25 protein-coding genes are annotated in these 26,314 nt (G+C 73.7%); 18 read left to right on the top strand and 7 right to left on the bottom strand.

What is annotated here, in order from left to right; translation table 11 throughout:
* Window positions 1-7 precede the first annotated feature (7 nt).
* Entirely contained in the window at window positions 8-229 is a 222-nt protein-coding gene (locus C1N91_RS15940; RefSeq protein WP_137768495.1) for a hypothetical protein, read from the bottom strand.
* Between the two features lie 102 nt (window positions 230-331).
* Between C1N91_RS15940 and C1N91_RS15935 the strand changes: the two genes are divergently transcribed.
* The 6 genes from C1N91_RS15935 (at window position 332) to C1N91_RS15915 (ending at window position 5,612) form a co-directional block, all read left to right on the top strand.
* Window positions 332-580 (top strand): hypothetical protein, encoded by a 249-nt coding sequence (locus tag C1N91_RS15935; RefSeq protein ID WP_254678278.1) that lies wholly within the window; start codon window positions 332-334, stop codon window positions 578-580.
* Window positions 581-685: 105 nt separating this feature from the next.
* Window positions 686-2,371, top strand: coding sequence for a bifunctional 3'-5' exonuclease/DNA polymerase (locus tag C1N91_RS15930; RefSeq protein WP_137768494.1), 1,686 nt, complete (start codon window positions 686-688; stop codon window positions 2,369-2,371).
* Between the two features lie 37 nt (window positions 2,372-2,408).
* The gene (locus tag C1N91_RS15925) at window positions 2,409-3,305 is read left to right on the top strand and encodes a phosphatase PAP2 family protein (RefSeq protein ID WP_137768493.1); all 897 of its coding nucleotides are present in this window, start codon (window positions 2,409-2,411) and stop codon (window positions 3,303-3,305) included.
* A gap of 10 nt (window positions 3,306-3,315) precedes the next feature.
* A complete protein-coding gene (locus tag C1N91_RS15920) occupies window positions 3,316-5,046 on the top strand; it encodes a serine/threonine-protein kinase (RefSeq protein WP_137768492.1) in 1,731 nt (576 codons plus the stop codon).
* 59 nt (window positions 5,047-5,105) lie between these two features.
* Complete coding sequence (locus tag C1N91_RS16815) at window positions 5,106-5,351, top strand: hypothetical protein (RefSeq protein ID WP_175416064.1); 246 nt, start codon at window positions 5,106-5,108, stop codon at window positions 5,349-5,351.
* Window positions 5,352-5,408: 57 nt separating this feature from the next.
* Window positions 5,409-5,612, top strand: coding sequence for a hypothetical protein (locus tag C1N91_RS15915; RefSeq protein WP_137768491.1), 204 nt, complete (start codon window positions 5,409-5,411; stop codon window positions 5,610-5,612).
* A 216-nt stretch (window positions 5,613-5,828) separates the two neighbouring features.
* Here C1N91_RS15915 and C1N91_RS15910 read toward each other — a convergent pair whose 3' ends face one another.
* From C1N91_RS15910 to C1N91_RS15890, 5 genes are all read right to left on the bottom strand, one after another.
* Window positions 5,829-6,767: an aldo/keto reductase gene (locus tag C1N91_RS15910; protein WP_137768490.1), complete on the bottom strand. Its 939-nt coding sequence runs from the start codon at window positions 6,765-6,767 to the stop codon at window positions 5,829-5,831.
* Window positions 6,768-6,910: 143 nt separating this feature from the next.
* Window positions 6,911-10,279, bottom strand: coding sequence for a carboxylic acid reductase (car, locus tag C1N91_RS15905; RefSeq protein ID WP_137768489.1), 3,369 nt, complete (start codon window positions 10,277-10,279; stop codon window positions 6,911-6,913).
* 46 nt (window positions 10,280-10,325) lie between these two features.
* On the bottom strand, window positions 10,326-10,985 hold the full coding sequence (locus C1N91_RS15900; RefSeq protein ID WP_137768488.1) for a 4'-phosphopantetheinyl transferase family protein: 660 nt from the start codon (window positions 10,983-10,985) through the stop codon (window positions 10,326-10,328).
* Window positions 10,986-11,090: 105 nt separating this feature from the next.
* Window positions 11,091-11,702 carry a CG0192-related protein gene (locus C1N91_RS15895; protein WP_137768487.1) on the bottom strand — a complete coding sequence of 204 codons (612 nt, stop codon included), beginning with the start codon at window positions 11,700-11,702 and terminating at the stop codon, window positions 11,091-11,093.
* A gap of 83 nt (window positions 11,703-11,785) precedes the next feature.
* The gene (locus C1N91_RS15890) at window positions 11,786-12,541 is read right to left on the bottom strand and encodes an SDR family NAD(P)-dependent oxidoreductase (protein ID WP_137768486.1); all 756 of its coding nucleotides are present in this window, start codon (window positions 12,539-12,541) and stop codon (window positions 11,786-11,788) included.
* Window positions 12,542-12,575: 34 nt separating this feature from the next.
* Here C1N91_RS15890 and C1N91_RS15885 point away from each other — a divergent pair, with 34 nt between their 5' ends.
* Entirely contained in the window at window positions 12,576-13,466 is an 891-nt protein-coding gene (locus C1N91_RS15885; protein ID WP_137768485.1) for a putative RNA methyltransferase, read from the top strand.
* Window positions 13,467-13,500: 34 nt separating this feature from the next.
* Here the strand turns inward: C1N91_RS15885 and C1N91_RS15880 are convergent, their stop codons facing one another.
* The gene (locus C1N91_RS15880; protein WP_137768484.1) at window positions 13,501-13,920 is read right to left on the bottom strand and encodes a VOC family protein; all 420 of its coding nucleotides are present in this window, start codon (window positions 13,918-13,920) and stop codon (window positions 13,501-13,503) included.
* Window positions 13,921-13,982: 62 nt separating this feature from the next.
* Between C1N91_RS15880 and C1N91_RS15875 the strand changes: the two genes are divergently transcribed.
* From C1N91_RS15875 to C1N91_RS15830, 11 genes are all read left to right on the top strand, one after another.
* Window positions 13,983-14,930, top strand: a complete 948-nt coding sequence (locus C1N91_RS15875; protein WP_137768875.1) for a helix-turn-helix transcriptional regulator — start codon at window positions 13,983-13,985, stop codon at window positions 14,928-14,930.
* 106 nt (window positions 14,931-15,036) lie between these two features.
* Window positions 15,037-15,177 carry a hypothetical protein gene (locus C1N91_RS16810; protein ID WP_175416063.1) on the top strand — a complete coding sequence of 47 codons (141 nt, stop codon included), beginning with the start codon at window positions 15,037-15,039 and terminating at the stop codon, window positions 15,175-15,177.
* The gene (locus C1N91_RS15870; protein ID WP_058729515.1) at window positions 15,174-15,263 is read left to right on the top strand and encodes a potassium-transporting ATPase subunit F; all 90 of its coding nucleotides are present in this window, start codon (window positions 15,174-15,176) and stop codon (window positions 15,261-15,263) included. Before C1N91_RS16810 ends, C1N91_RS15870 begins: the two co-directional genes overlap by 4 nt.
* Entirely contained in the window at window positions 15,263-16,954 is a 1,692-nt protein-coding gene (gene kdpA, locus C1N91_RS15865) for a potassium-transporting ATPase subunit KdpA (protein WP_137768483.1), read from the top strand. Before C1N91_RS15870 ends, kdpA begins: the two co-directional genes overlap by 1 nt.
* An 11-nt stretch (window positions 16,955-16,965) precedes the next feature.
* On the top strand, window positions 16,966-19,077 hold the full coding sequence (kdpB, locus tag C1N91_RS15860) for a potassium-transporting ATPase subunit KdpB (RefSeq protein ID WP_137768482.1): 2,112 nt from the start codon (window positions 16,966-16,968) through the stop codon (window positions 19,075-19,077).
* 3 nt (window positions 19,078-19,080) lie between these two features.
* Window positions 19,081-19,686: a potassium-transporting ATPase subunit KdpC gene (kdpC, locus tag C1N91_RS15855; RefSeq protein WP_137768481.1), complete on the top strand. Its 606-nt coding sequence runs from the start codon at window positions 19,081-19,083 to the stop codon at window positions 19,684-19,686.
* A gap of 123 nt (window positions 19,687-19,809) precedes the next feature.
* Window positions 19,810-22,302, top strand: coding sequence for an ATP-binding protein (locus tag C1N91_RS15850; protein ID WP_137768480.1), 2,493 nt, complete (start codon window positions 19,810-19,812; stop codon window positions 22,300-22,302).
* Entirely contained in the window at window positions 22,299-23,000 is a 702-nt protein-coding gene (locus C1N91_RS15845) for a response regulator (protein WP_137768479.1), read from the top strand. Before C1N91_RS15850 ends, C1N91_RS15845 begins: the two co-directional genes overlap by 4 nt.
* Window positions 23,001-23,104: 104 nt before the next feature.
* Entirely contained in the window at window positions 23,105-23,635 is a 531-nt protein-coding gene (locus tag C1N91_RS15840; RefSeq protein ID WP_137768478.1) for a helix-turn-helix domain-containing protein, read from the top strand.
* A complete protein-coding gene (locus C1N91_RS15835) occupies window positions 23,622-24,107 on the top strand; it encodes a GNAT family N-acetyltransferase (RefSeq protein WP_175416062.1) in 486 nt (161 codons plus the stop codon). The genes C1N91_RS15840 and C1N91_RS15835 overlap by 14 nt, the downstream gene beginning before the upstream one ends.
* Window positions 24,108-24,163: 56 nt before the next feature.
* Window positions 24,164-26,305, top strand: a complete 2,142-nt coding sequence (locus C1N91_RS15830) for a glycosyltransferase family 39 protein (protein WP_137768477.1) — start codon at window positions 24,164-24,166, stop codon at window positions 26,303-26,305.
* Window positions 26,306-26,314: the final 9 nt, after the last annotated feature.

Here is a 26,314-nt window from a genome sequence, read left to right as displayed (position 1 = left end):
CGGACGGTCAGGCGACCCGCATCTCCAGCGGGACCGCGCGCGGTGCGACGTGGTGCTGCCCGTCGTCCGCACGGACGATGAGGGCGGGACGCCCCGGCGTGTCGAGGACGTCCACCGCCGTGCCGGCGACGAGCCGCCCCCGGTCGCGGTAGCGGACCACGGCGTGGATCGGGACGTCGTCGGCGGGGACCGGTCGCCACCGTGGTGCTCGTGCGCGTTCCGTCTCCATCGCTCCACCATGGCGGCTGTCCGATTCGCGCACCAAATCGCTGAACACTGCTCACCTACACTGCCGTGAGCCGCCCCGGACGCCGCGGGTACGGTCGGTCGCATGAGCGACACGGACCACGACCACCTCGGCGACGGCGTCGACATGTCCTTCGAGGAACGGCGTCAGGACACCTTCCGACGCATGTCCGGCTCGGACGAGCACGACGCAGACCCGCGCGTCGAGGTCTCGCGTGCCGAGGACGGGGACGTCCGCATCGACGTCGCCGACTCGGCAGCCGTCCGCCCGGGCGACGCCGCCGGCACCGACCCCCGCACGGACGCGGCGCAGGACCCCCACCACGCCGACTGACCCGCCCCCCTCCGTGGGACGCAACGTCGGCGACACCTCGCAGCGCTGCACCGCTGCGAGCAGTCGCCGACGTTGCGTTTCGCGAAACCGGGGGATGATCGTCGGGTGCACCTCGTCCTCCACCGCGTCGACGGCGGCGTCACCGCGACGCCCCTGACCGACGCGGGGGAGTTGGCCGGCGAGCCGACGCGCGTGGACGAGCCGGGTCTCCCGGCCTTCGTCGCCGCGCACGACGCACCCGACGTGCGCTGGGTCTGGGACGACACCGCCCGCTGGTACCCGGCCGTCCTGGCGGCCGGCGGACGCGTCGGCCGATGCGTCGACCTCCGACTCTGCCGCCGGATCCTCCGCGGCGCGCTCGCCGCACGGGGCACCGCCCTCGCAGCGGCTCCCGTCGACACGTGGGATGCACCCGGCCAGGAGGCCCGCCCCACCCGTCCGACGCAGGCCCGGCTCTTCGACGACGCGCTGTTCGCCGTCGGGCCGGCCGATGACGCGGCCGACCCGATCGCCGAGTTCCGGCTGCAGCTCGACGCGATCGCCACGTCGACGACCCCGGGGGCCCTCCGCCTCCTGACGACGGCGGAGTCCGCCGGGGCGCTCGTCGCGGCCGAGATCCTGCACGCCGGGCTGCCGTGGCGCGCCGACGTGCACGAGCGACTGCTCGAGCAGGAGCTCGGGCCCCGGGTGCCGGCAGGGGTGCGGCCGCGTCGGCTCGAGGAGCTCGCGGCGCAGATCCGGGCGCACCTCGGCGAACCCGGTCTCAACCCGGACTCGCCCGCCGACGTCCTGCGGGCGCTCCGAGCGGCCGGACTCATGGTGTCGTCGACGCGCAAGTGGGAGCTGCAGGAGCTCGAGCACCCGGTCATCGCGCCGCTGCTCGAGTACAAGAAGCGCTCCCGCCTGCTCACGGCGAACGGATGGGCCTGGCTCGACGAGTGGGTGCAGGACGGGCGGTTCCACCCGAAGTACGTCGTCGGCGGGGTCGTCACCGGGCGGTGGGCGGCCGACGGCGGCGGCGCGATGCAGCTGCCGAAGACCGTCCGCAGCGCGGTCGTCGCCGACGACGGGTGGGCGTTCGTGGTGGCGGACGCGGCGCAGCTCGAGCCGCGCGTGCTCGCCGCGATGGCCGGCGACCGGGCCATGGCGACCGCGGGTGACGGGCGGGACCTGTACGACGGTGTGGTGGCCTCGGGTGCGGTGGAGACCCGGCAGCAGGCCAAGGGCGCGATGCTCGGCGCGATGTACGGCGCCACGCAGGGCGATGCCGGTCGGCTCGTGCCGCGGCTGGCCAGGGCGTTCCCCGCGGCGCTCGGGCTCGTCGACCGTGCCGCGCGCGCGGGGGAGCGCGGTGAGCCCGTCACGACGCTGCTCGGCCGGACGTCGCCGGTGCCCGACGAGGCCTGGTTCGTCGCCCGCAACCGCGCGTGGTCGGTGGACGGCACCCCGGTGCAGCAGCGGGCGGTCGAGGGACGAGCACGTAGCTGGGGTCGGTTCACGCGGAACTTCGTGGTGCAGGGCACCGCCGCCGAGTGGGCACTGGCCTGGATGGGGTCGCTCCGCACCCGGCTCGCGGCGCGGTTCCCCGGCCCGCTGACGGCCGGCCCGCACCTGGTGTTCTTCGTGCACGACGAGATCGTGGTGCACACACCGGTCGAGCACGCGGCGTTCGTCGCCGAGCAGGTCCGTGCTGCCGCGGTCGACGCCGGGCGGCTGCTCTTCCGGGACTTCCCGGTGGTCTTCCCGCTGAGCGTGTCCACCGTGCGCGACTACGGCGCCGCGAAGGACTGACCGGGCGTTCGCAGTGTCGGACGGGCAGGGTGGGACGATGCAGCGCGACGACGAGGAGCCGACGGACCCGCTCGCGGCTGCCGCCGCGCGGGTCGACCGGGACGAGCGCACCGCCGTCGACGCGGACCGCCACGTCGGCGAGGTCGACCTCACCTCGTGGCGATCGCGTGTCGGGCACGCGGTCGCCGAGGCCTGGGCCGCGCTCGGCCGACGGTACGGAGCGCTCCCGCTGCTCGTGCTCATGCTCCTGGTCGGCATCGGCATCGCGGTGACCGCGACGTGGGCGGCGTCCGAGGTGTACGACGCCGTCCGCGAGTCCGACGACGTCGCCGTGCTCGACCGTCCGGTGCTCGACTGGATGCTCACCCTGCGCTCGCCGTTCGCGGACCGGGCGGTGACGTGGTGGACCGACATCGCCGGGACGATCGGGATGCCGATCGTCGCCGTCGCGTTCCTCGTCGGCTTCACGGTGCAGCGCCGGGCCTGGACCCCGCTGGTGCTGCTCGTGGCGGCGAGCGGCGGCTCGCTCCTCATGACGATCGCGGGCAAGGACCTGATCGGCCGTGCCCGCCCGCCGCTGTCCGACGCGGTGCCGCCCTACGAGCACTCGCCGTCGTTCCCGTCCGGGCACACCCTGAACGCCACGGTCGTCGTCGGCACGATCGTGTACCTGCTCATCCTGCGGCAGTCCCGCACGGTGACCCGCGTGTGGACGATCGTCGTCGGGACGCTCTTCGTGCTGTCGATCGGCGTCTCGCGGATCTTCCTGGGGCACCACTGGACGACGGACGTGCTCGCCGCGTGGGCCCTCGGCCTGGCCTGGCTGGCCCTGGTGATCACGGCCCACCGGCTCTACCTGACGGCCCTGCACCGGGGTGCCGAACCCGTCCGCCGCGGCGCGGGACCGGCACGCCCGGTCAGGTCGCCACGGTAGGTTCACCCGCATGGAAGAACGGGTCTTCGGCGGCAGGTACCGCGTCACCGGCACGCTCGGACACGGCGGCATGGCCTCGGTCTACCGTGCGGTCGACGAGCAACTCGGCCGCGAGGTCGCCGTCAAGGTCTTCCGGATCGGTGCCGTCGACCACGGCGAGCGCGCCCGGGCCGAGGCCGAGATGCACACCCTCGCCGCACTCCGCAGCCCGTCCCTCGTCACGCTCTACGACGCCGCGCTGGACGACGAGGACGGCGACTCCTACCTGGTGATGGAGCTCGTCCCGGGCAGCGACCTCGACACCCGGCTGCGCGAGGGGCCGCTCGACACGACCACGACCGCACGCATGGGTGCCCAGGTCGCCGAGGGGCTCGCCGCGGTGCACGCGCAGGGCATCGTGCACCGTGACGTGAAGCCCGCGAACGTCCTGCTGGAGAGCGACGGCGAGCACGTCAAGCTCGCCGACTTCGGCATCGCCCTGCTCCGCGACGCCGCCCGGGTGACCGGGACGGGCACCGTCATCGGCACCGCCGCGTACATCTCCCCGGAGCAGGTCCTCGGTCGCGAGGTCACCGGTCAGGCCGACGTCTACGCCCTCGGGCTCGTCCTGCTGCAGTGCCTGACCGGCGAGCGACCGTTCCCCGGGACGGCGGTGGAGTCCGCGACCGCGCGACTCACGCGCGGCCCGGAGATCGACCAACACCTGCCCACTGCCTGGCGGACGCTCCTGCACGTGATGACGGCGCAGGACCCGTCCGAGCGGCCGACCGCGGCAGAGGCTGCCCGTCGCCTCCGGGCCCTCGAACGCGACGGCACGGCACCGGCCACGCAGCTGCTGCCCGGCGGCCCGGGGACCCTGACCCGTGCCGCCGGTGGCGCGGCCGGCGCGGCTGCCGGTCTGGCGGGTGCCGCACTCGGCGCCGGCAGCCCGGATGCGGCGTACGGCGACCAGGCGACCCGGGCGATGCCGGGTGCGGTGGACGGCGACCAGGCCACGCGAGCCATGCCGACCGCGGGCGGCGCCGACGCGCCGACGCGCGCCTACGACCGACCGGGGGCGCAGGACGACGTCGCGACGACCGTCCTCGGTGCCCAGCGCGGCGCAGGTGGAGCGGGTACCGCTGCCGCTGCCGGCGGTGGTGCTGCCGGCGGTGGTGCTGCCGTCGGTGGTGCCGCGGCGCGTGGCGCGGGCAGCGGGGCGGGGACCGCCGGACGCGGTGGTGCGGCCGCGGCCGAACCGAAGCGTCGACGGGCCGGGATCATCGCTGCGGTCGTCATCGGACTCCTCGTCCTGGCCGGCATCGGCGTCGCGCTGTTCGCCCTCGGCGGGCGGGACGACCCGGCGCCCGCGCCCACCGGGTCGAGCGAGCCCTCGACGTCGACGGACGAGCAGACGAGAGAGCCGGAGCAGCAGCCGAGTCAGGAGCAGCAGCCGAGCCAGCCCGCACAGGAGCCGAGCGAACCGGCCGAGGAGCCGAGCCAGGAGCAGGAGCCGAGCGAGCCCGCGCAGGAGCCGAGTCAGCCCGCCGACGACGCGAGCGTCGGGCCCCAGCCGGGCGGCCCCGCGTCGAACCCGGTCGAGGCGCCCCAGGGCGGCCCGGGTACCAACGGCAGCGGCAACGGTCCGGGAAGCAACAGCGGCAAGGGCAAGGACAAGGGTGCCGGTGCGGCGGACACGGCGGTCGACACCACGATCGGGACCCTCACCGAGGGACCGGCGAAGGGCCCCGGCCGGGGCTGAGGGCGCGGCGGACGGACAGCGTCCACCTGCCGTCCACCGGCGCGGAGCACGCTCGGTGCATGTCGATGAGCACACCGTTCGATCCGCAGCAGCCCGGCGCCGACCTCCCCGTGGACGGCGTGGCGCACGACGACCAGACCGAGACGGAACGCGAGGTCGAGGAGGACCGCGGCGCCGACGTCGGTCCCGACTCGGTCGACCCGAGCACCTCCCCGGTCTCCCACGAGGACGAGGACGAGGCCGGCGGTGGTCCGGTCTTCCGCCGTCCGCAGGCGGGCGACCGGCTGCACGCCGACGACCTCTGACGGACACCGTCGACATCTGACACCTCGCTGCCAGCCGGGAGCGGCATGCTCGTGCGCATGTCGTTCGCGAACGCGTGGGACCCGTCGCAGGGTCGCGCCATCCCAGAGGACCAGGCCACCGAGGACGGGCTCGAGCTCGACGAGGACACCGCCGCCGAGCTCGGCATCTCGTTCGACGTCGTCGGCGGAGCTTCGGCCGACCCGTCGCGGGTCTCGCCCCTCGACGTGCGCGTGCTGAGCGCCCCGACCGCCGACGACTGACTGCCCTGCCCGGGCCGAGCCGCCCCAGCCGAGCCCCCGATCTGCTCTTGGGAGCCGGCGGCACGACGTGCGTCAGCACAACGGGGAGCACGTGACACCACGGACTTCCGTGGCGCGACGTGCTCCCCGTTGTGCGGAGTCCGGCACCGCCGGGGGGGGGGCGGGACCGGAAGGCGTGAGCCCGGCCCGGGGCGGTGTCCCGCGGCCGGGTCCCGGTCAGGGGACGGTGTGCCCCGCCGCCGTGAGGACGCGGTACCACTCCTCGCGGGACAGCTCGACGTCCGAACCCGCGGCCGAGTCCCGGACGCGCTGCGGGTTCGTCGTGCCGAGGACGACCTGGAAGTGCGCGGGGTGCCGGGTGATCCACGCCACCGCGATGCCGGTCGGGGTCACCCCGTGCGCCGAGGCGAGCTCCTCGAGCACGTCGTTCAGCTCGGCGTACTGCTCGCGGTCGCCGAGGAAGACGCCGTCGAAGAAGCCCTTCTGGAACGGCGACCAGGCCTGCAGCGTCACGTCGTGCAGGCGCGCGTGGTTCAGGATGTCGTTGTCGCGGTCGATCGACTGGTCGAGACCGGCCATGTTCGCCGTCAGGCCCTGCGTGATGACGTTCGCGTGCGTGATGCTCAGCTGCACCTGGTTGAACGCCAGCGGCTGGCGGACGGACTTCTTCAGGAGCTCGACCTGACCGGGCGTGTGGTTCGAGACCCCGAAGTGGTGCACCTTGCCGGCGGCGTGCAGCTCGTCGAACGCGCGGGCGACCTCGTCCGGCTCGACGAGCGCGTCGGGGCGGTGCAGGAGCAGCACGTCGACGTAGTCCGTGTGCAGTGCCTCCAGCGACTCGTGCACGGACTCGATGATGTGCTCGTACGAGAAGTCGAAGTACGCGCCGTTCGGCGTCGGGCGGATGCCGACCTTGGTCTGCAGCTGGATCGCGGCACGCTCGGACGACGACAGGGTCACGGCCGAGCCGAAGCGCTGCTCGCACCCGTGCCAGACGCCGTACACGGCGGCGTGGTCGAACATCGTGACGCCCGCGTCGCGCGAGGCGGTGTACAGCTCGCGGATGTCCTCGTCGCTCATGTCGTTGATCCGCATGAGCCCGACGACGACGTCGGACGCGGTGAGGTCGGTCTGTGGCAACTCCAGTGTCTTCACGCGCTCGATCCTGCCAGCAGGTCACCGTGCGCAGACAGGCCCTGCCGGTGCCCGTCGGGACCGGCCCGGCAGCGGCGCTCGGCGTGACCGGGTGACGGACGGGAGGCGCGGTGCCGGCCGGCGCCGCGCCTCCCGTCCGGTGGTCAGCGCGCGGTCGTCGCGGCCGGCCGGAGCAGACCGAGGAACGTCAGGTCGTCCGCCACCTTCGTGATGAGCGCGTGGTCGAGCGACGGGATCGCCGGTGCCCCGAGCGGGCGCACCGCCCGCACGGCCGCCGCGAACGCGTCGGCCGGGATCGCGGACCCGGCGTGCGGGGCCTCGGGCACCGCGAACGCGTGCAGCAACGGGAGCACGGATCGCGCGCGGTCCTCGTCCGGCAGCGCCTCGAGCGCCGACCGGAACCGGTCGACCCACTCGGCGTGGTCCTCGACGCGCTCGATCGCGTGCCCGTCCTCGACCAGCCAGTCGACGAACGTGTCGAGCGAGACACCGTCGTCGTGCGGGTTCACGACGTTGAACGTCCGGTGGCCCTCGACCACCGACGCGCCGATCGCGTCGATCGCCGCCGCCGTGAAGTCGGCGGGCAGGCCGTCGTAGTGCGAGCGCTGCACCCGGCCGTCCGGGGTCCGCTGCACGAAGGTCGCGGGCGCGAGCCCGGTCGCGAGCACGCTCCAGACCAGGCGGGTGAACACGTCGGGCAGGTTCACCTGACCGCGCCAGCGCGGGTGCGCCAGGACCATGTCGGAGCGGAAGACCGCGACCGGGACCCCGTGCTCGTCGTGGGCCTCGCGGAGCAGCACCTCGCTGGCCCACTTGCTCGCGCCGTAGCCGTTCGCGTACTCGTCGGCGACCGTCCACTCGGGGATCGTCGTCCGGACGTCCGCCCGCTCGTCGAGTGCGGCGGGAGCGTCGGGGACGACGTCCTCGGTCGCGCTCGGACGGGCCCCACCGGCGACCGCGACGCTCGACACGAAGGTGACGGGGACGCTCCCGGCGGCGATCGCGAGCCGGATCACCTCGGCGGTGCCGACGACGTTCGGCCCGAACAGCGCGGTGTACGGCAGGACGTGGTTCACCAGGGCCGCGGCGTGCGCGACCAGGTCCACCCGGGCGGCGAGCTCGCGCCACCGGGGGTCGTCGAGGCCGAGCAGGTGCTCGCTGACGTCCCCGGCGATCACCTCGAGCGATCCCGAGAGCTCGGCGAACCGGGCGGCGAACGCCGGGTCGGCAGCGAACGCGGCGTCGAGCCGGCGACGGGCAGCAGCGTCGTCCGACCCGCGGACGACGCACACCAGCGTGCCGCCGACCGGTGCGAGCCGCTCCAGCCAGTCCATCGCGGTGAAGCGGCCGAGGTAGCCGTTCGCGCCGGTGAGCAGGACGGTGCGGGGCGGCGCGGACGGGTCCCGGGGCGCGCGTGCGACCGGGGTGGGGACCTCGCCGAGCAGGCGGTCCACCCGGAGGTCGGTCGCCCGGAGCACCGTCGGGTCGGCGCCGTGCACGCGGGTGACCGTCGGGCGGTCGTCGGCGGCCGAACGGTCGACGTACGCGGCCACGGCGGCGAGGTCGTTCGTCGGGTCGGTGATCACGCCGACCGGCACCTCGGTCTCGAAGACGTCCTCGAGGACGCCCGAGAACGTCAGCGCCGACAGCGAGTCACCGCCGAGGTCCGAGAACCGGGCGGCCGACGCGGACTCCGTGCTGACCTCGGCGCCGAGCAGGTCACGGGCGGCACGGACGACCGTGTCGACGGTCGGTTCGTCACCGACGTGCTCGCGCAGGGTCGCGACGAGGGTGCCGCTCTGCTGCTCGGTGACCGCGTCGTACAGCGCGGCGAACCGGTCCCCGTAGCGGGCGGTGACCCGTGGGCGGAGGAGCTTCCGCGCGTCGGAGAGCATGCCGTTGTCGACCGTGAAGGGGTCCGGCTCGACGACGAGGGCGCGGGGCACCTCGTAGGGGGCGAGGCCGTGCGCGCGGGCGGTGCGCTGCAGGGCGGCGAGCAGGTCGCCCTCGGTCGCCTCCGGGTCGGCGGGCACGACGACGGCGACGAGGAAGGCGTGCCGGCTGTCCCCGTGCAGGGCGATCTGCCGGACCTCCGGTGTCCCGCCGTAGGTCGCCTCGAGGGCCGAGACCGCGACGAACTCGCCCTGCGAGAGCTTGATGACGTTGTTGCGGCGGTCGAGGTACTCGTACGTGCCCGGGCCGGTCTGCGCCATCACGTCGCCGGTCCGGTAGAAGCCGTCCTCGTCGAACACCGCGGCGGTGACGTCCGGGCGGCGGAAGTACCCGGGGATCACCGCGGTGCTCTTCACGAGCAGCTCACCGCGGGGGAGCGGTCGGTCGGTGGTGCGGTACCCGAGCTCGGGGACGTCGACGAGCTTGTGCTCGGTGACCGGCGGCTGCTGCACCACGCCGTCGCGCAGGATGCTGCCCGCCTCGGTCGAGCCGTACAGGTCGTGCAGCGGGATGCCGAGGCACCCCTCGAGGTACGCCCGGAGCTCGGGCGTGAGCGGGGCACTGGCGCAGACGGCCTGCGCGACGCGTCCACCGAAGGCGCGCGTGCGGAGGTCCTCCTGCACCTGTGCGCGCACGGCCGCGGCGTCGGTGGCTGCGGTGGCGGCGGTGGCTCCGGCGGCTCCGGCGGCTCCGGCGGCGAGTCGGCGCTGCTCCTCGCGCGCGCCCTCCTGCCGGACCATCTCCGCGATCCGGGGGACGAGGACGAGCTCGGTCGGTGCGTAGACCCGCAGGTCCTCGAACAGGGCCGACAGGTCGGTCGAGGTCGCGAGGGCCACGGTGCCGCCGCGGCCGAGCGTCGCGAGCAGTGCCGCGCGCCCGGTCAGGTGGCTGAGCGGCAGGTAGGCGTACCCGACGGTCACGGCGTCCGGGTGGTCCGGCGGGAGCGCGTGCCAGAGCCGCTCGACCATCGACCGGGTGTACATCGCGCCCTTCGGGGTACCGGTGCTGCCCGACGTGTAGAGCAGCAGCGCGAGCGGGTCCTCGTCGGGTGCCGGTCGCCACGGGGTCGGCTGCGGCAGGGCACGGCCCCGCGCCACGAGGTCGGCGAGCGCCGGCAGCGCTGCCGTGCCGTCCGTGTCGTCCGTGTCGTCCGTGTCGAGCAGCACGGTGTGCACCTCGGCGGCGGCCACGTCGGTGACGGCCTGCGCGGTCCCGGTCTGGTCGGCCGTGACGCCCAGCCACACCGGCGTCGTCTCGTCGACGATCGCGCGGAGCTGCTCGACGGGCGCGCTGGACTGCAGCGGCACGCTCACCGCGCCGAGCACCGAGCACGCGAGCTCGAGCGTCACGACGTCGGCGCTCGGCGGGCCGAGCACCGCGATCCGGTCACCCGGCGACACGGTCTCGCCGAGCACTGCCGCGAGTGCCCGCGCGCGATCCCGGAGCTCCCGGAAGCTCGTATCGGTGACGACCTCGCCGTCCCGCTGTCGGAGGGCCGGTCGATCTGCGTACCGGTCGAACACCGCCTCGACGGAGGTGTCCTCGTCCTGCTGCACCATGGTGGTTCCTTCCTCGTTCGTCCGGCGCGCCCCCGCGCGCCGCGTCTCAGCGCGCGGCGAGCACGATGCCCGCCCGCGCCGTCCCCCGGTCCACTGCCCATCGCCCGGTCGCCGCGAACGCGGGTCCGCGTCGTGCCCCTGCCGCGAAGCTCCCGTCCGGGCGCAGCTCGACGTGGGCACCGTCGATGCCGAACCAGCCGTCGTGCGCGGCCGTGCGGGCCTTCGCGACGGCCTCGGCAGCGGCGAGCAGGACGCTGTCCGGACTCTCAACCCCGGTTCGGCGGAGCGTAGCGAGACCCCGTGCGACACGGTCGTCCGAGAGGTCCGCGATGCGTCGGAGCGCCCCCGACGGCAGGGGACGGGCCGGGGTGGCGTCGATGCCGACACCGGCGTGCTCGACGCTCCGGGCGACCGCGCACGCGCGCACGCCGGGGCAGTGGGTGATCGTGCCGACCACGCCGTCGGGCCACCGAGGGGCGCCGGACCGGCTGACGGGCAGCGAGGTCACGGGGGTGCCGATCGCCGTCAGGGTGCGGCGGGCGAGCACCCGACCGGTCCGGAACTCGGCGCGACGCGAGGGGACGGCGTGGGCGATCGCCGCGTGTTCCTCGTCGGTGAGCGGGCCGCCCAGGTCGTGGTCGACGGCGGCGACGGTCACCGAGGCGGGGATCAGCCCCGCCCAGTCCGTCCCGCCCCGAAGTTGCACATTGCAATCACACGCCGGGAAGCTCCGAGTCCCCCGAATGGGGCACGCCGCGGGCGGCGCTCGCGGCGGCCGGGGATCGTCGTGGGAGGGCCGGCGGCGGGTCCGTCAGGCGGGCAGCACGGCGACGACGGCCGAGCGGTCGCCCCACGTCGCGGTCAGCGTCTCGCCGGTCGGGACGGGCAGTCCGACCACGCGCAGCACGACGAGGTCGCCGTGGTCGGTGTGCACCGTCGTCTCGGTGCCGTCCGTGGTGGCCGAGGCCGTCGTCACCGTGGGGGAGTCGGGCGCCGAACCACTGCCCGTCGCCGTGCCCTCCTTGTCGAACCGTCCGGAGCCGTCGGCGCGCTCGAGCTCCGCCTCGTGCCCGCCGGTGGCGATCGCGCGGCGCAGGACGTCGGCGTAGACCGGGTCGGCCGCAGCGTCGTACACCCAGCGGCGACCGAGTACCGAGTGGTCCATCTCGCACACCAGCCAGGCCCCGGCCCCCTCGAGCGGGGCACCGCGGTAGGTCAGCGGGGTGTGCAGGAGCCGACCCTCTGGCGTCCGGACGAGGATCTCCTCGACGCCGACCTCGCCCGCGGGGTCGTCGAACCGGAAGCGGGTGACGACCTCGACCGTGGCACCGGCGGTGAGCCCGCTCCACGGCTGCGCGGGCAGCCATGCGGCGAGCGCCTCGGCCTTGGACGGTCGGAGTTCTGCGCGGTGGATGACGGCCATGCACCGACGCTACCGAGCAGCGCTCGACTGTCGTCTTCGGCCCGCCGCACTGCGGTCAGCGCATTGCGGTCAGGGCGCGGAGGTCAGTGCACGGAGAAGCCGCCGTCGACCGCGATCGACTGGCCCGTGACGTACCCGGAGCCCGGTCCGGCCAGGAACACCGCCACGGCCGCGAAGTCCGACGGCTCGCCGTTGCGTCCGACGAGCGTGCGTGCGGCGAGTGCCGCGACCCGCTCGGGGTCGGCGGACAGTCGCCTGTTGAGCGCGGTCTGCACGAAGCCGGGGACAAGGACGTTCGAGGTGACCCCGCTGCCCGACCAGGCCTCCGCCTGGGACCGTGCCAGTGCCTCCAGGCCGGCCTTCGACACCCCGTACGCGCCGCTCGAGGCGAAGGGGCGGTGCGCCTGCTGCGAACTGATGCCGATGATCCGGCCGTACCCGCGCGCGGCCATGCCGGGCGCGAGCCGCTGGCCGAGCACGAAGGGTGCGTCGAGGTTGACGGCCATCGTCGCGTCCCACGTGCCCTCGTCGAGGTCCGGCATCGGCGGCCGCAGGTTGATGCCGGCCGAGTTGACGAGGACGTCCACCTCGCCGACGGCGTCCGCGAGCGCATGCGCTCCCGCCCGCGTCGACAGGTCGGCGACGACGCCCGTGGCCGACCCGCCGCCGTCGGCGATCGTCGCGACGGTCTCGTCGATCGTGGCCCGCGTCCGTGCCGCGACCAACACGTGGGCGCCGGCGTCCGCCAGGGCGAGCGCGATCGCCCGCCCGATGCCGGAACTGCCCCCGGTGACCAGTGCACGGCGACCGTCGAGGCCGAAGAGCTGCTCCAGTGCCATCCGGCCAGGCTACCGACGCCCGTACGCTGGGACGGTGCGCGACGACCTGCTCCCCGTGCTCGCCTGCCCCGTCTGCGCCGAGCCCCTCGCCCGTGTCGACGGCGGGCAGGTCGGGTGCGTCACCGGACACCGGTTCGACGAGGCGAAGCAGGGCCACCTCACGCTCCTGCCCGCGAAGCGCCGCGCCCTGACCGCGGACACCCCGGAGATGGTCGACGCCCGCATCCGCTTCCTCGGCCGCGGGCACTACGCGTCCGTCGAGCGGGCGCTCGCCGCGGTGGTCGCCGCCACGGATGCGCCCGGTGTCGTGCTCGACGTCGGATCCGGACCGGGGACCTACCTCGCGCACGTGCTGGACGCGGGTGGACCGGACGTGCCCGTCACGGACGGACCGGACGGGAGGACCGGACCGGCCCAGGCAGGCTCCGTCACCGCCTGCCTCGGGGTCGCGCTGGACCTGTCCGCGGTCGCGATCCGACGAGCGGCCCGCGTCCACCCGAGGGCGGGGGCCGTCGTCGGGGACGTGACCGAGCGCCTCCCGGTCGTCGACGACGCGGCCGCTGTGGTGCTGGACGTCTTCGCCCCGCGCAACCAGCGGGAGTACGCCCGGGTGCTGCACCCCGACGGCGTGCTCGCCGTGGTGACCCCGCGGAACGGGCACCTGGCGGAGCTGGCCGAGGCGACCATCGCCGTCGACCCCGAGAAGGAACGGCGGCTGCGGGACTCGCTCGAACCGACCTTCGTGCAGCGGACGTCCGAGGACCTGACCTGGACGATGGAGCTGTCCGCCGAGGACGTGCACGACGTGGTGCACATGGGGCCGAGCCACCACCACGTCGATCCGGACCGGGTGTTCGCCCCGACGACCGTGACGGCGGCCGTCACGGTCAGCACGTGGACGGTCGCCGGACCGTCCACGCACTGAGGGCTCGGGCACTGACGGCCCGCGCGTCGACCGCTCAGGCCTGCGGTGCCGCCACGTCGAGCTGCCACACCACGCCGAACCGGTCGCGGAGCTGTCCGGCGAGCGGCGCCCACGGCGACGGGGCGAGCGGCTGCCGCACCTCGGCACCGTCGGACAGGGCCTCCCAGTAGCGGGTGACCTCGTCGGCGTCGTCACCGTGCACGAACACGTAGAAGGCGTTCGTGCCCTGGTCGTACGGCTGGTCCGGCCAGACGTCGAACGCCATGATCCGGAAGCCGGCGTCGGTCGCGACCTGGCCGAACACGATGCGGTCCGCCCAGGCGGGGTCCTGCGATGCGCCCATCTGGCCGTAGGTGGCGGCGGTGACGGTGCCGCCGAAGGCGGAGGCCCAGAAGTCCAGGGCCTCCCGCGCCTGTCCGTCGAAGTTGATGTGGGTCGTGGTCTCGATGCTCATGGGTCGAGTGTCGACGGTGTTGCGGTCAGATCGTGACCGCTTCTCGATCGAAGATGAACGACATGGCCGGACCGTCCTCGCGCATGCTCGCCCTGCTCTCCCTGCTGCAGGTGCACCGAGAGTGGACCGGCGACGAGCTCGCCGGCCGCCTGACCGTCAGCCCCCGGACGCTCCGCCGGGACGTCGACCGGCTCCGCGACCTCGGCTACCGCATCGACTCGGTCCGCGGGCCGGCCGGCGGCTACCGCCTGGCTGCCGGATCGGACCTCCCGCCGCTGCTGTTCGACGACGACCAGGCGGTGGCGATCGCCCTGGCCCTCGCGGTCGCCCCTGCCTCCGGTGCGGACATCGCCGAGTCCGCCGTCCGCGCGCTCGCCACGGTCCGGCAGGTGATGCCGGACCGGCTCCGGCAGCGCGTCGACCTGGTGGATGCCGTCGTCGGGTCGTCGGGCCCGCGGGTCGCCCCGGACGTGCTGGTCGCCGTCAGCGAGGCCGTGCACCGGCACGAGGTCCTGCGGTTCGGGTACGGCGAGCGGGACACCCCGCACCGGGTCGAGCCGCACGCGGTGGTCGCCCGGTACGGCCGGTGGTACCTGCTGGCGTGGGACCCCGAGCACGACGACTGGCGCACCTACCGGGTCGATCGGATCGCCCCGCGGATGCGGACGCGGCTCCCGTTCCCTCCACGGCCCGTTCCCGGTGGGGACGCTGCGGCGTTCGTGTCGGCACGCTTCAAGGGGTCCGAGCAGGAGGACGCGTGGCCGTGCCGCGGGTCCGTCCTGCTCACCCCTCAGGATGCCGAGCGCGTCGCGCCGTTCCTGCCCGAGGACGCCGTGCTCGAGCCGCTCGAGGACGGCCGCTCGCGGCTGATGCTCGGCTCGTGGTCGTGGGACGGGCTCGCCGGAGCGGTCGCCGCGCTGACGGTGCCGTTCGTGGTCGAGGGGCCGGAGGAACTCCGGGCTGCCGTGCGCCGATCGGCGGAGCGGCTCGAGCGCGCGGCGGTGCGTTAGGGCGGTGCGTTAGGGCGGTGCATGCGTCCGTCAGGACGCCGTCAGGAACCCGTTAGGACCGACCTGGAGGCGCGACACCGGATCCAGCATCGGTACCGCACCATCCGTGGTGCGGTCCGCGCCGCCCGGCGTCGACCCGCAAGCAACCCCATCGGAGTCCCTCGTGTTCGACGTCTTCGTCGTCGCCGGTGTCCTCGCCGTGTTCGGCGTGGTGGCACTCATCGCCAAGGGGGTGGAGCGGCTGTGATCGTCGTCACCATCGCCGCCGCCGTCCTCGGCATCGCATCGGTCGTCTACCTCGTGTGGGCCCTCGTCCACCCGGAGCGCTTCTGATGGCGGGCTCCCCTGCCGACGTCTGGGCCGGCATCGCCCAGGTCGCCACGCTCGTCCTGCTCCTGGTGGTCGCGTACCGCCCGGTCGGCGACTGGATGGCGCGCGTCTACACGCCCACGAAGCACGCCCGCATCGAGCGGAGTGTCTACCGCGTGATCGGGGTCGACCCCGACGCCGAGCAGTCCTGGCCCGCGTACCTGCGTGGCGTGCTGCTCTTCAGCGCCGTCGGCGTGCTGCTCGTCTACCTGCTGCAGCGGATCCAGGTCGTGCTGCCGGGAGACCTCGGGCTGCCGAACGTCGGCCCGTCGCTCGCGTTCAACACCGCCGCGTCGTTCGTGTCGAACACGAACTGGCAGTCCTACTCGCCCGAGGCGACGATGGGTTACACCGTGCAGATGGCGGGCCTCGCGGTGCAGAACTTCCTGTCCGCCGCGGTCGGCCTCGCGGTCGCCGTGGCCCTGGTGCGCGGGTTCGCGCGCCGGAAGAGCGGCACGCTCGGCAACGTGTGGGTCGACGTCGTCCGCGGCACCGGTCGGCTCCTGCTCCCGGGCGCCTTCGTCTTCGCGATCGTCCTGGTCGCCGGCGGTGTCGTGCAGTCCTGGGGCAGCGGGCTGGACGTCACCACCCTCGCCGGTGGAACCCAGCACATCCCCGACGGGCTCGTCGCGTCGCAGGAGGCCATCAAGGAGCTCGGCACGAACGGCGGCGGCTACTTCAACGCGAACTCGGCGCACCCGTTCGAGAACCCGCAGGCGTGGACGAACCTCGTCGAGGTCTTCCTCATGCTGGTCATCCCGTTCTCGCTGCCCCGCACCTTCGGGCGCATGGTCGGCGACGACCGCCAGGGGTACGCGATCCTCGCCGTGATGGGCGCGATCTTCCTCGTGTCGCTCTCGGTCATGTCGATCGCGGAGCTCGCCGGCGGCGGCAGCGCCACGCAGGCGGCCGGTGCGGCCATGGAGGGCAAGGAGATGCGCTTCGGCATCCTCGGCACGACGCTCTTCGGCACGACCTCGACCGCCACGTCCACCGGTGCGGTGAACGGCATGTTCGACAGCTTCACGCCGATCGGCGGGATGATGGCGCTCCTCAACATGATGCTCGGCGAGATCAGCCCCGGCGGTGTCGGCTCCGGCCTGTACGGCATGCTCGTGCTCGCGGTGATCACGGTGTTCATCGGCGGCCTGCTCGTCGGTCGGACCCCGGAGTACCTCGGCAAGAAGATCCGTGCCCGCGAGATGACCTTCGCCGCGCTGTACATCCTCGTCACGCCGACCCTGGTGCTGCTCGGCACCGGACTGTCCCTGGTGATCCCGGGCGTCCGTGAGCAGGTCCTCGGCACGAGCATCTTCAACCCGGGCAACCACGGGCTGTCCGAACTGCTCTACGCCTTCACCTCGGGCGCGAACAACAACGGTTCCGCCTTCGGTGGGCTCACCGCGAACACGACGTGGATGAACTCCGCGCTCGGCGTCGTGATGCTGCTCGGCCGGTTCGTCCCGATCGCGCTCGTCCTGGCGCTCGCCGGGTCCCTCGCCGCGCAGGACAAGGTGCCCGCCACCGTCGGGACGCTCCCCACGCACCGGCCGCTGTTCGTCGGCCTGCTCGGTGCGGTCGCCGTGATCGTCACCGCCCTCACCTACTTCCCGGTCCTCGCCCTGGGCCCCCTCGCCGAAGCGCTCGCACGATGAAAGCCGCATCGATGACACACGACACCACGACCACCGCGACCGCCGAGGCGGAGGCGACCAGCGCCTCCCGGCCGGTCACCCGATCGTCCGCCTTCGGACCCCGACAGCTGGCGGCGGGCCTGCCCGGCGCACTCCGCAAGCTCGACCCGCGCCTGATGTGGCGCAACCCCGTCATGTTCATCGTCGAGGTCGGCGCCGCGCTCACCACCGTGACCGCGTTCGTCGAGCCGTCGGTGTTCACCGCCGCGATCGCAGTGTGGCTCTGGCTGACCGTCGTCTTCGCCAACCTGGCCGAGGCCGTCGCCGAGGGCCGGGGCAAGGCGCAGGCCGACACCCTGCGGAAGACCCGCTCCACGACCAGCGCCCGCCGGGTCCTGCGGTGGGACGCGTCCGACGCCGCTGCGCTGTCGAACGACACCGAGGAGGTCGCCTCGGTGGACCTCGCCAAGGGGGACGTCGTGGTGGTCGTCGCCGGCGAGGTGATCCCCGGTGACGGCGACGTCGTCGAGGGCATCGCCAGCGTCGACGAGTCGGCGGTCACCGGTGAGTCGGCGCCCGTCATCCGCGAGTCCGGCGGCGACCGCAGTGCCGTCACGGGCGGCACCCGGGTGCTGTCCGACCGGATCGTCGTCCGGATCACCTCGACACCGGGCGAGACCTTCATCGACCGGATGATCCGGCTCGTCGAGGGTGCTGCGCGGCAGAAGACGCCGAACGAGATCGCGCTGAACATCCTGCTCGCGTCGCTGTCGATCGTCTTCGTGATCGTCTGCCTGACGATGCAGCCCATCGCGGGGCTGGTCGGTGCGACCGTCAGCGTGCCGGTGCTCATCGCCCTGCTCGTCTGTCTCATCCCGACCACCATCGGGGCGCTGCTCTCCGCGATCGGCATCGCCGGCATGGACCGGCTCGTGCAGCACAACGTCCTGGCGATGTCCGGCCGCGCGGTCGAGGCCGCCGGTGACATCACGACGCTGCTGCTCGACAAGACCGGCACCATCACGTACGGCAACCGCCAGGCCTCGCGCGTGGTGCCCGTCCCCGGTGTGACCGAGGCGGAGCTCATGGAGGCCGCCGCGCTGTCGAGCGCCGCGGACAGCACGCCCGAGGGCCGTTCCATCGTCACGCTCGCCGAGCAGGACGGCATCGCGCCGGGCAACCCGGCGGGCGCGGTCGAGGTGCCCTTCACGGCGCAGACCCGCATGTCCGGGCTCGACCTGGCCGACGGGTCGCAGATCCGCAAGGGTGCGGCCGCGGCCGTGCTCGCGTGGGCGGGATCGACCGACGCGGCCGTCGTCGCGGCGATCGACACCGCGGTCGCCGAGATCTCCGACCAGGGCGGGACACCGCTCGTCGTCGGGCGCCGCTCGGCCTCGGGCTCCGTCGCGCTGCTCGGCGTCGTGCACCTCAAGGACGTCGTGAAGGACGGCATGGCCGAGCGCTTCGCCGAGCTGCGGTCGATGGGCATCCGCACGGTGATGATCACCGGCGACAACCCCCGCACCGCCGCCGCGATCGCCGCCGAGGCCGGGGTGGACGACTTCCTCGCCGAGGCCACGCCGGAGGACAAGCTCGCCTACATCCGCAAGGAGCAGGAGGGCGGCAACCTCGTCGCGATGACCGGTGACGGCACGAACGACGCCCCCGCGCTGGCGCAGGCCGACGTCGGCGTCGCGATGAACACCGGCACCACCGCTGCGAAGGAGGCCGGCAACATGGTCGACCTCGACTCCGACCCGACGAAGCTCATCGACGTCGTCCGGATCGGCAAGCAGCTGCTCATCACCCGCGGGGCACTCACCACGTTCTCGATCGCCAACGACGTCGCGAAGTACTTCGCGATCATCCCCGCGATGTTCCAGGCGGCGTTCCCCGGCCTGGCGGCGCTGAACGTCATGGGTCTGCACAGCCCGTCGTCGGCGATCCTGTCGGCCGTCGTGTTCAACGCGCTCGTCATCGTGGCGCTCATCCCGCTGTCGCTGCGCGGCGTCAAGTACCGCGCCGCCTCGGCGTCGTCCGTCCTCGGACGCAACCTGCTCGTCTACGGGCTCGGCGGCGTCATCGTCCCCTTCATCGGCATCAAGGCGATCGACCTCGTGGTCGGTCTCATCCCGGGGTTCTAGACCATGGCTTCCTCATCACGTTCCTTCTTCCGCTCCACCGGTGTGGCCGTGCGCCTCACCCTGCTGTCCACCGTCGTGCTCGGCATCGCCTACCCGCTCGCGGTGTGGGGCGTCGGCCAGGCCGCCTTCCACGACCAGGCGAACGGCTCGATGGTCACCGACTCGTCGGGCACGGTCGTGGGCTCGTCGCTCATCGGGCAGTCGTTCTCCGGGAAGGGCGCCGACCGCTGGTTCCAGTCGCGTCCGAGCGCCGCTGGCGACGACGGCTACGACGCGAACGCCTCGTCCGGCTCGAACCTCGGACCGAACAACCCCGACCTGCTGAAGAGCATCGAGGAGCGCCGGGCCGCCGTGGCGAAGGCCGACGGGGTCAGCGAGGCCGAGGTGCCCGCCGACGCGGTGACCGCGTCGGGCTCCGGCCTCGACCCGGACATCAGCCCGGAGTACGCGCTGCAGCAGGTGTCCCGGGTGGCCGAGGCCCGGGGGCTGTCGGAGTCCACCGTCCGCGCGCTCGTGCAGCAGCACACCGAGTCCCGGCAGGCCGGGTTCCTCGGCGAGCCGGTCGTGAACGTCCTCGAGCTGAACCTCGCGCTGGCGAAGGCGGCCTGACCCCTTCCGACGGAACCAGGTTCCGGACACAGCACCGCGCAACTTCCTGGTGCAGTGTCCGGAACCTGGTTCCGCGGGCACCACCACCGACACCACCACAGCGACAAGCGAGAGGATGAGCACGTGAAGCGCGGGAAACTCCGGGTGCTGCTCGGCGCCGCTCCTGGTGTCGGCAAGACCTACACGATGCTCGAGGAGGGCCACCGGCTCCGCGCCGAGGGCCGGGACGTCGTCGTCGCCGTCGTCGAGACCCACGAGCGAGCCGCAACAGCAGCGCTGGTCGACGGCCTCGAACTCGTCCCACGCCGGGTCGTCGAGCACCGCGGCGTCGCCCTCGACGACATGGACCTCGACGCGGTCGTGGCCCGGGCGCCCGACGTCGCGCTCGTCGACGAGCTCGCCCACACGAACGCCCCCGGCAGCCCGAACGAGAAGCGCTGGCAGGACGTCGAGGTGCTCCTCGCCGCCGGCATCAGCGTCATCTCGACGGTCAACATCCAGCACATGCAGTCCCTCGGGGACGTCGTCCGCGAGATCACCGGCACCGTGCAGCGCGAGACCGTGCCCGACGCCGTGGTCCGCGCCGCCGACCAGATCGAGGTCGTCGACCTGTCCCCGGCATCGCTGCGCGAACGACTGTCGGACGGGCTGGTCTACCCGGCCGCCCGCATCGACGCCGCGCTGTCGAACTACTTCCGGCTCGGCAACCTCACCGCGCTCCGCGAGATCGCCCTGCTCTGGCTCGCCGACGAGGTCGACGATGCGCTCAAGGCCTACCGCGCCGAGCACGGCATCGACCATCGGTGGGAGACCCGCGAGCGCGTGCTCGTCGCGCTCACCGGCGGCCCGGAGGGCGAGACCCTGCTGCGCCGGGGTGCCCGCATCGCGGCCCGCAGCGCCGGTGGGGAGCTCGCGGCCGTCCACGTCACCACGAACGACGGGCTGCGCGAACGCCACCCCGGTGCGCTCGGCAAGCAGCGCGCCCTGCTCGAACAGCTCGGCGGGACCTACCACCAGGTGGTCGGTGACGACGTGCCGTCGACCCTGGTCCGGTTCGCGAAGTCGGTGGACGCCACTCAGATCGTCATCGGTGTCAGCCGCCGCAGTCGTCTCGCCGCCGCGCTCACCGGTCCGGGCATCGGCAACACGGTCGTCCGCGAGTCCGGCGACATCGACGTGCACGTCGTCACCCACGAGCGGGCAGGCGGCGGCTTCGCCCTGCCGAAGCTCGGCGGCAGCCTGTCGCGGGGCCGGATCGCCGCCGCGTTCGCGGTCTCGCTGGTCCTCGGCCCGCTGCTGACCTGGCTGCTGTCGTTCGGCAACGACCCCGACGCCATCACGGTGGACGTGCTGTCGTACCAGCTGCTCGTGCTCGTCGTCGCGCTGATCGGCGGGATGTGGCCGGCGGTCTTCACCGCCGTGCTGTCCGGGCTGAGCCTCGACTACTTCTTCGTGCAACCCCTCTACATGGTCACCGTCCAGCAGCCGTGGCACCTCGTGGCGCTCGTGATGTACGTCATCAGCGCCGTGCTGGTCAGCTTCGTGGTCGACCGGTCCGCCCGTCGCAGCCGCGCGGCACGTCGTGCCGCCGCCGAGTCCGGACTCCTGGTCGGGATCGCCGGCAGCGTCCTCCGCGGCGACGACGCCCTGCAGGCGCTGCTCGACCGCACCCGCGAGGCCTTCGGCTTCACCGGCGTGCGGATCCGTCAGGGCGACGAGGTGCCGGCCACGTCGGGGACGTTCGCCAACGTGGCGGACGCGACCACGAGCCTCCCGTCCGGCGCCGTCCTCGAGTTCGCCGGCGCGCCCGACGACCCGACCCAGCGCCGACTGCTGCGCGTCGTCGAGCAGCAGCTCGACGCCGCCGTCGAGCACCGGCGTCTCACCCGCACCGCGGTCGACGCGGAGCGGATCGCCGCGGCGGACCGCGTCCGGAGCGCCATCCTGGCGGCCGTCGGGCACGACGTGCGCCGACCGATCGCGGCGGCGTCCGCTGCCGTCCAGACCCTGCACGCCTCCGACATCGAGCTCTCGCCGGCCGACCGGGAGGCACTGCTCACCACCGCCGACGAGAGTCTCCGTCAGCTGGCGGTGCTGCTGGCCGACCTGCTCGACGTCAGTCGCGTGCAGGCCGGTGTCCTCGCCGTCAACCCACTGCCGACCGCCCTCGAGACGGTCGTCGCCCCCGCGCTCGACGAGCTCGAACTCGGCCCGGACGACGTCGACCTCGACCTGCCGGCCGACCTGCCGCCCGTCCTCGCCGACCCCGGACTGCTGCAGCGCGTCGTCGTGAACCTGCTCGCCAACGCCAGCCGCTACGCGCCGGAGGGCACGCGCGTCCGCGTCGCGGCGAGCGCCTTCGGCGGCGGCGTCGAGCTGCGCGTCGCCGACCACGGCCCGGGCATCCCCGAGGACCGACGCGGCGAGGTGTTCCAGCCCTTCCAGCGACTCGGCGACACCGACAACGAGACCGGGCTCGGACTCGGGCTGGCGCTCGCGCGCGGCTTCACCGAGGGCATGGGCGGCACGATCGAGGTCGACGACACCCCGGGCGGCGGGCTCACCGTCGTCGTGCGGCTGCCGATCGCCGGACACCTGGGAGTGGATGTCAAGTGAGCACGAAGGTCCTCATCGCCGACGACGACGCACAGCTCGTCCGGGCCCTGTCCGTCACGCTCGCCGCCCGCGGCTACGACGTCGTGACCGCGCGGGACGGCCGGGCCGCGATCGACGCGGTGATCACCGAGCGGCCGGACATCGTGATGCTCGACCTCGGCATGCCCCGGCTCGACGGCATCGGCGTGCTCGAGGGCATCCGTGCGTGGTCGCAGGTGCCCGTGCTCGTGCTCTCCGGTCGGACCGACTCGTCCGACAAGGTCGACGCGCTCGACGCCGGGGCGGACGACTACGTGACGAAGCCCTTCCAGATGGACGAGCTGCTCGCCCGGCTCCGCGCACTCGGTCGGCGGCAGGCGACGGCCGCGGCGAGTGCGGGTGTGACGCCGACGGTGACGATCGGCGACCTCGTCGTGGACCTCGTCGCGAAGCAGGTCACGCCGCCGACGGGTCCGACGATCCGGCTCACCCCGACCGAGTGGCGGCTGCTCGAGGTCCTCGTCACGAACCCCGGGCGGCTGATGACCCGCGAGATGCTCCTGACCGAGGTCTGGGGCCCGACGCACGGCAACGACTCCGGCTACCTGCGGCTCTACATGGCGCAGCTGCGGCGGAAGCTCGAGCCGGAGCCGTCGCACCCTCGGTACCTGGTGACCGAGTCGGGGATGGGGTACCGGTTCGACCCGCACGGGGCGTGACGGCCCGTGGCGGGCAGGTGGCGGGAGGCTGTCGCGTCCCTGTCGTGTCCCTGTCGTGGTGCTGTCGTGGTGCTGTCGCCCCGGTCGTTCCTAGGCTCGGCACCATGAACGAGATGCGGATCGCCACCCTCCGACGAGAGCGTGGCTGGACCCAGGAACGCCTGGCCGAGACGAGCGGCGTCGCCGTCCGGACGGTGCAACGCCTCGAGGGCGGCAACGACGCGAGCCTCGAGACCCTCTCCGCGATCGCCCGTGCGCTCGAGGTGCCGGTGCGGGAGCTCTTCGCGCAGGACGACCCCGCCGAGCTGGAGCCCGGCGTCCGCGGGCTCGACGAGCGGACCGCGGCGGCGGAGGCCGCGGCTGCTGCTGCTGCGACCCAGCAGGCTGCTCGGGACCGGTTCGTGGCCGGCTTCTGGTCGTTCTCGAACGCGGTCGGCGTCGTGTTCGGCATCGTCACCGTCCTGCTCCTGGTCCTGCACGTGTGGTCCCCGCTGGTGTTCCTGCTCGTCGGTGCGTACTGGGCGGTCCGGCGTCCGGTCGGGTGGTTCCTGCTCGAAGCGGTGCTGGGTGCGCGGCTCGACCGGCGCTGGCCGCTCTCGACCGCGACCGCCGTGCCGGTCCGTGCCGCGCGTTGAGCCGACCCCCGTCCGCGTCGGACCGGACGACGTCGACGACGTGCACGCCTTCCTGTCGGCGTGCGACCTGACGGTCGCCGGGTTGGCCGATCAGGGCGTGCACCTCTGGGCCGTCCGTGACAAGGCGGGCGCCGTCGTCGGGACCACCGGCTACGAGACCGGACCGGACGGGAGGCACGCCCTCCTCCGCAGCGTCGCCGTCGGACCGGCGCTGCGCGGCTCCGGCCGCGGGGCGGCGCTCGCCCGGTTCGCGATGGCCGAGGCGGCTGCTGGCGGGGCACGGCGGGCCTGGCTGTTCAGCCGCCGGTCCGGCCCGTTCTGGCAGGGGCTCGGCTTCGTGCCGGCCGACCGCGAGGAACTCGTGACCGTGCTCGCCGACACGACCCAGGTCGAGCTGTTTCGGACGACCGGGCAGCTCGCGCGCGAGGTCGCCTGGAGTCGGCCGCTGGTCTCCCTGGCCTCGGTCCCTTAGGCGCGTCCAAGGCTGCGCCGACGATCCGCGCACGTGGGGATCGCACGCTCGGGGGCATGACCGACACGATCCCCGCCGAGCGCCCGCGCCTCCTGCCACCACCGACCCGCGACCGACCGGCAGTCCGCGAGCGGCTGGCGGCGCTGGTCCGCGGTCGCGCCGACGCCGCGCGGTGGGAGCGCCCGGCGTTCCTCGGGCTGCTGCTGGTCACCGGCGTGCTCTACGTCGCGAACCTCGGCGTGAACGGCTGGGCGAATGCGTTCTACTCCGCGGCCGTGCAGGCGGGGAGCCAGAGCTGGGAGGCGTTCTTCTACGGCTCCTCCGACGCCGCGAACGCGATCACGGTCGACAAACCGCCGGCGTTCCTCTGGGTGATCGGCATCTCCGTCCGGCTGTTCGGGCTGAACTCGTGGTCGATCCTCGTGCCGCAGGCGCTCATGGGCGTCGCGTCGGTGGCGGTGCTGTACCGGATCGTCCGGCGCCGCTTCTCGGCCGGCGCGGCACTGACCGCGGGGGCCGTGCTCGCGACGACGCCGGTCGCGACCCTGATGTTCCGCTACGACAACCCGGACGCCCTGCTCGTGCTGCTCACCGTCGGGGCGATCGCCCTGACGCTGCGCGGCATCGAGTCCGGGCGGATGCGGTGGGTGGTCTGGGCCGGGGTGCTCGTCGGGCTCGGGTTCCTGACGAAGCAGCTGCAGGCGTTCCTCGTGCTGCCGCCCCTGGTCGGCGTGTACCTCGTCGCGTCATCCCGCCCGGTGTTCCGGCGGGTCGGGCACCTGCTCGCGGCGGCGCTCGCCGTGGTGGTCTCCGCGGGGTGGTGGGTCGCGATCGTCGAGCTCGTCCCGGCCTCGGCGCGCCCGTACGTCGGCGGGTCGCAGACGAACAGCTTCCTCGAGCTGACCTTCGGCTACAACGGCCTCGGGCGGGTCACGGGCGACGAGACGGGGAGCGTCGTGCCGGGCGGGGCGACCGGAGCGGGGTCGTGGGGCTCGACCGGCCTGACCCGGTTGTTCGGCTCGGAGTTCGGCACGCAGGTGACCTGGCTGCTGCCGACCGCGCTCGTGCTGCTCGTCGTGTCCCTCGTCGCGGTCGGGGTCCGTCGGCGCCGCGACCCGCGGCTCACGACCGTCCTGGTGCTCGGCGGCTCGCTGCTCGTCACCGGTCTGGTCTTCAGCTTCATGGGCGGGATCTTCCACCCGTACTACACGGTGGCGCTCGCTCCGTACATCGCCGGGTTGGTCGGCATCGGCGCCGGGCTCCTGTGGCAGCGCCGCGACGTGCTCGCCTGGCGCATCGTCGCGGCGGCGGTCGTGGCGGTCTCCGGTGCCTGGTCGTTCGTCCTGCTCTCCCAGGCGTCGTCGTGGCAGCCGTGGATCCGCTGGGTCGTGCTCGCTGCGACCGTGGTCGGGGCGGCGCTCGTCGTGCTGCCGCCTCGGGGGCGTGGACTCGCCGGAGCGACCGTCGCGACGGTGCTCGTCGCGGCGCTGCTCGGGCCGACGGCGTTCTCGGTGCAGACCACCACGGTCGGGCACACGGGCGCGCTCCCGTCGGCCGGGCCGAGCGTCACGACGAGCGGGTTCGGCGGCGGCCGTGGCGGCATGCCCGGCGGCCAGGGTGGGCCCGGCGGTCAGGGCGGTGCCGGCGGCCAGGGTGCGCCCGGCGGTCAGGCAGCGCCGGGCGGTCAGGGTGCACCCGGTGGAGCACCGGGCGGCCAGAACGGCCAGAACGCAACCGGCCAGAACACGACCGGCCAGGGCGCTGCCGGCCCGGGGGCCGCGGGCGGCACGACCGACGGCGGTGGGAACGCCCCCGGCGGCGGCACGAACCTGCTCGGCGGCTCGACCGAGGTGTCCGACGAGGTCGTAGCCGCGCTCTCCGCCGACGCCGACGAGTACACCTGGGCCGCCGCGACCGTCGGGTCGAACAGCGCCGCGACCTACCAGCTCGCCACCGGCGACCCGGTCATGGCGATCGGCGGCTACAACGGCACCGACCCCGCGCCGACCCTCGCGGAGTTCCGGGCCCTCGTCGCCGCGGGGAGGATCCACTGGTTCATCGGCGGCGCATCGCAGTCGGGCGCGGGCAGCAGCACCGGGAGCGACGCCACCGAGCAGATCGCCGAGTGGGTCGCCGCCCACTACGAGGCGACGACGGTGGACGGCGTGACGATGTACGACCTCACGCCGGCATCCTGACCACGGAGA

It is taken from the genome of Curtobacterium sp. SGAir0471 (assembly GCF_005490985.1).
GTDB lineage: Bacteria > Actinomycetota > Actinomycetes > Actinomycetales > Microbacteriaceae > Curtobacterium.
Note: the sequence above shows the minus strand (reverse complement) of the source record. Positions and strands in the feature narration are given on the sequence as shown.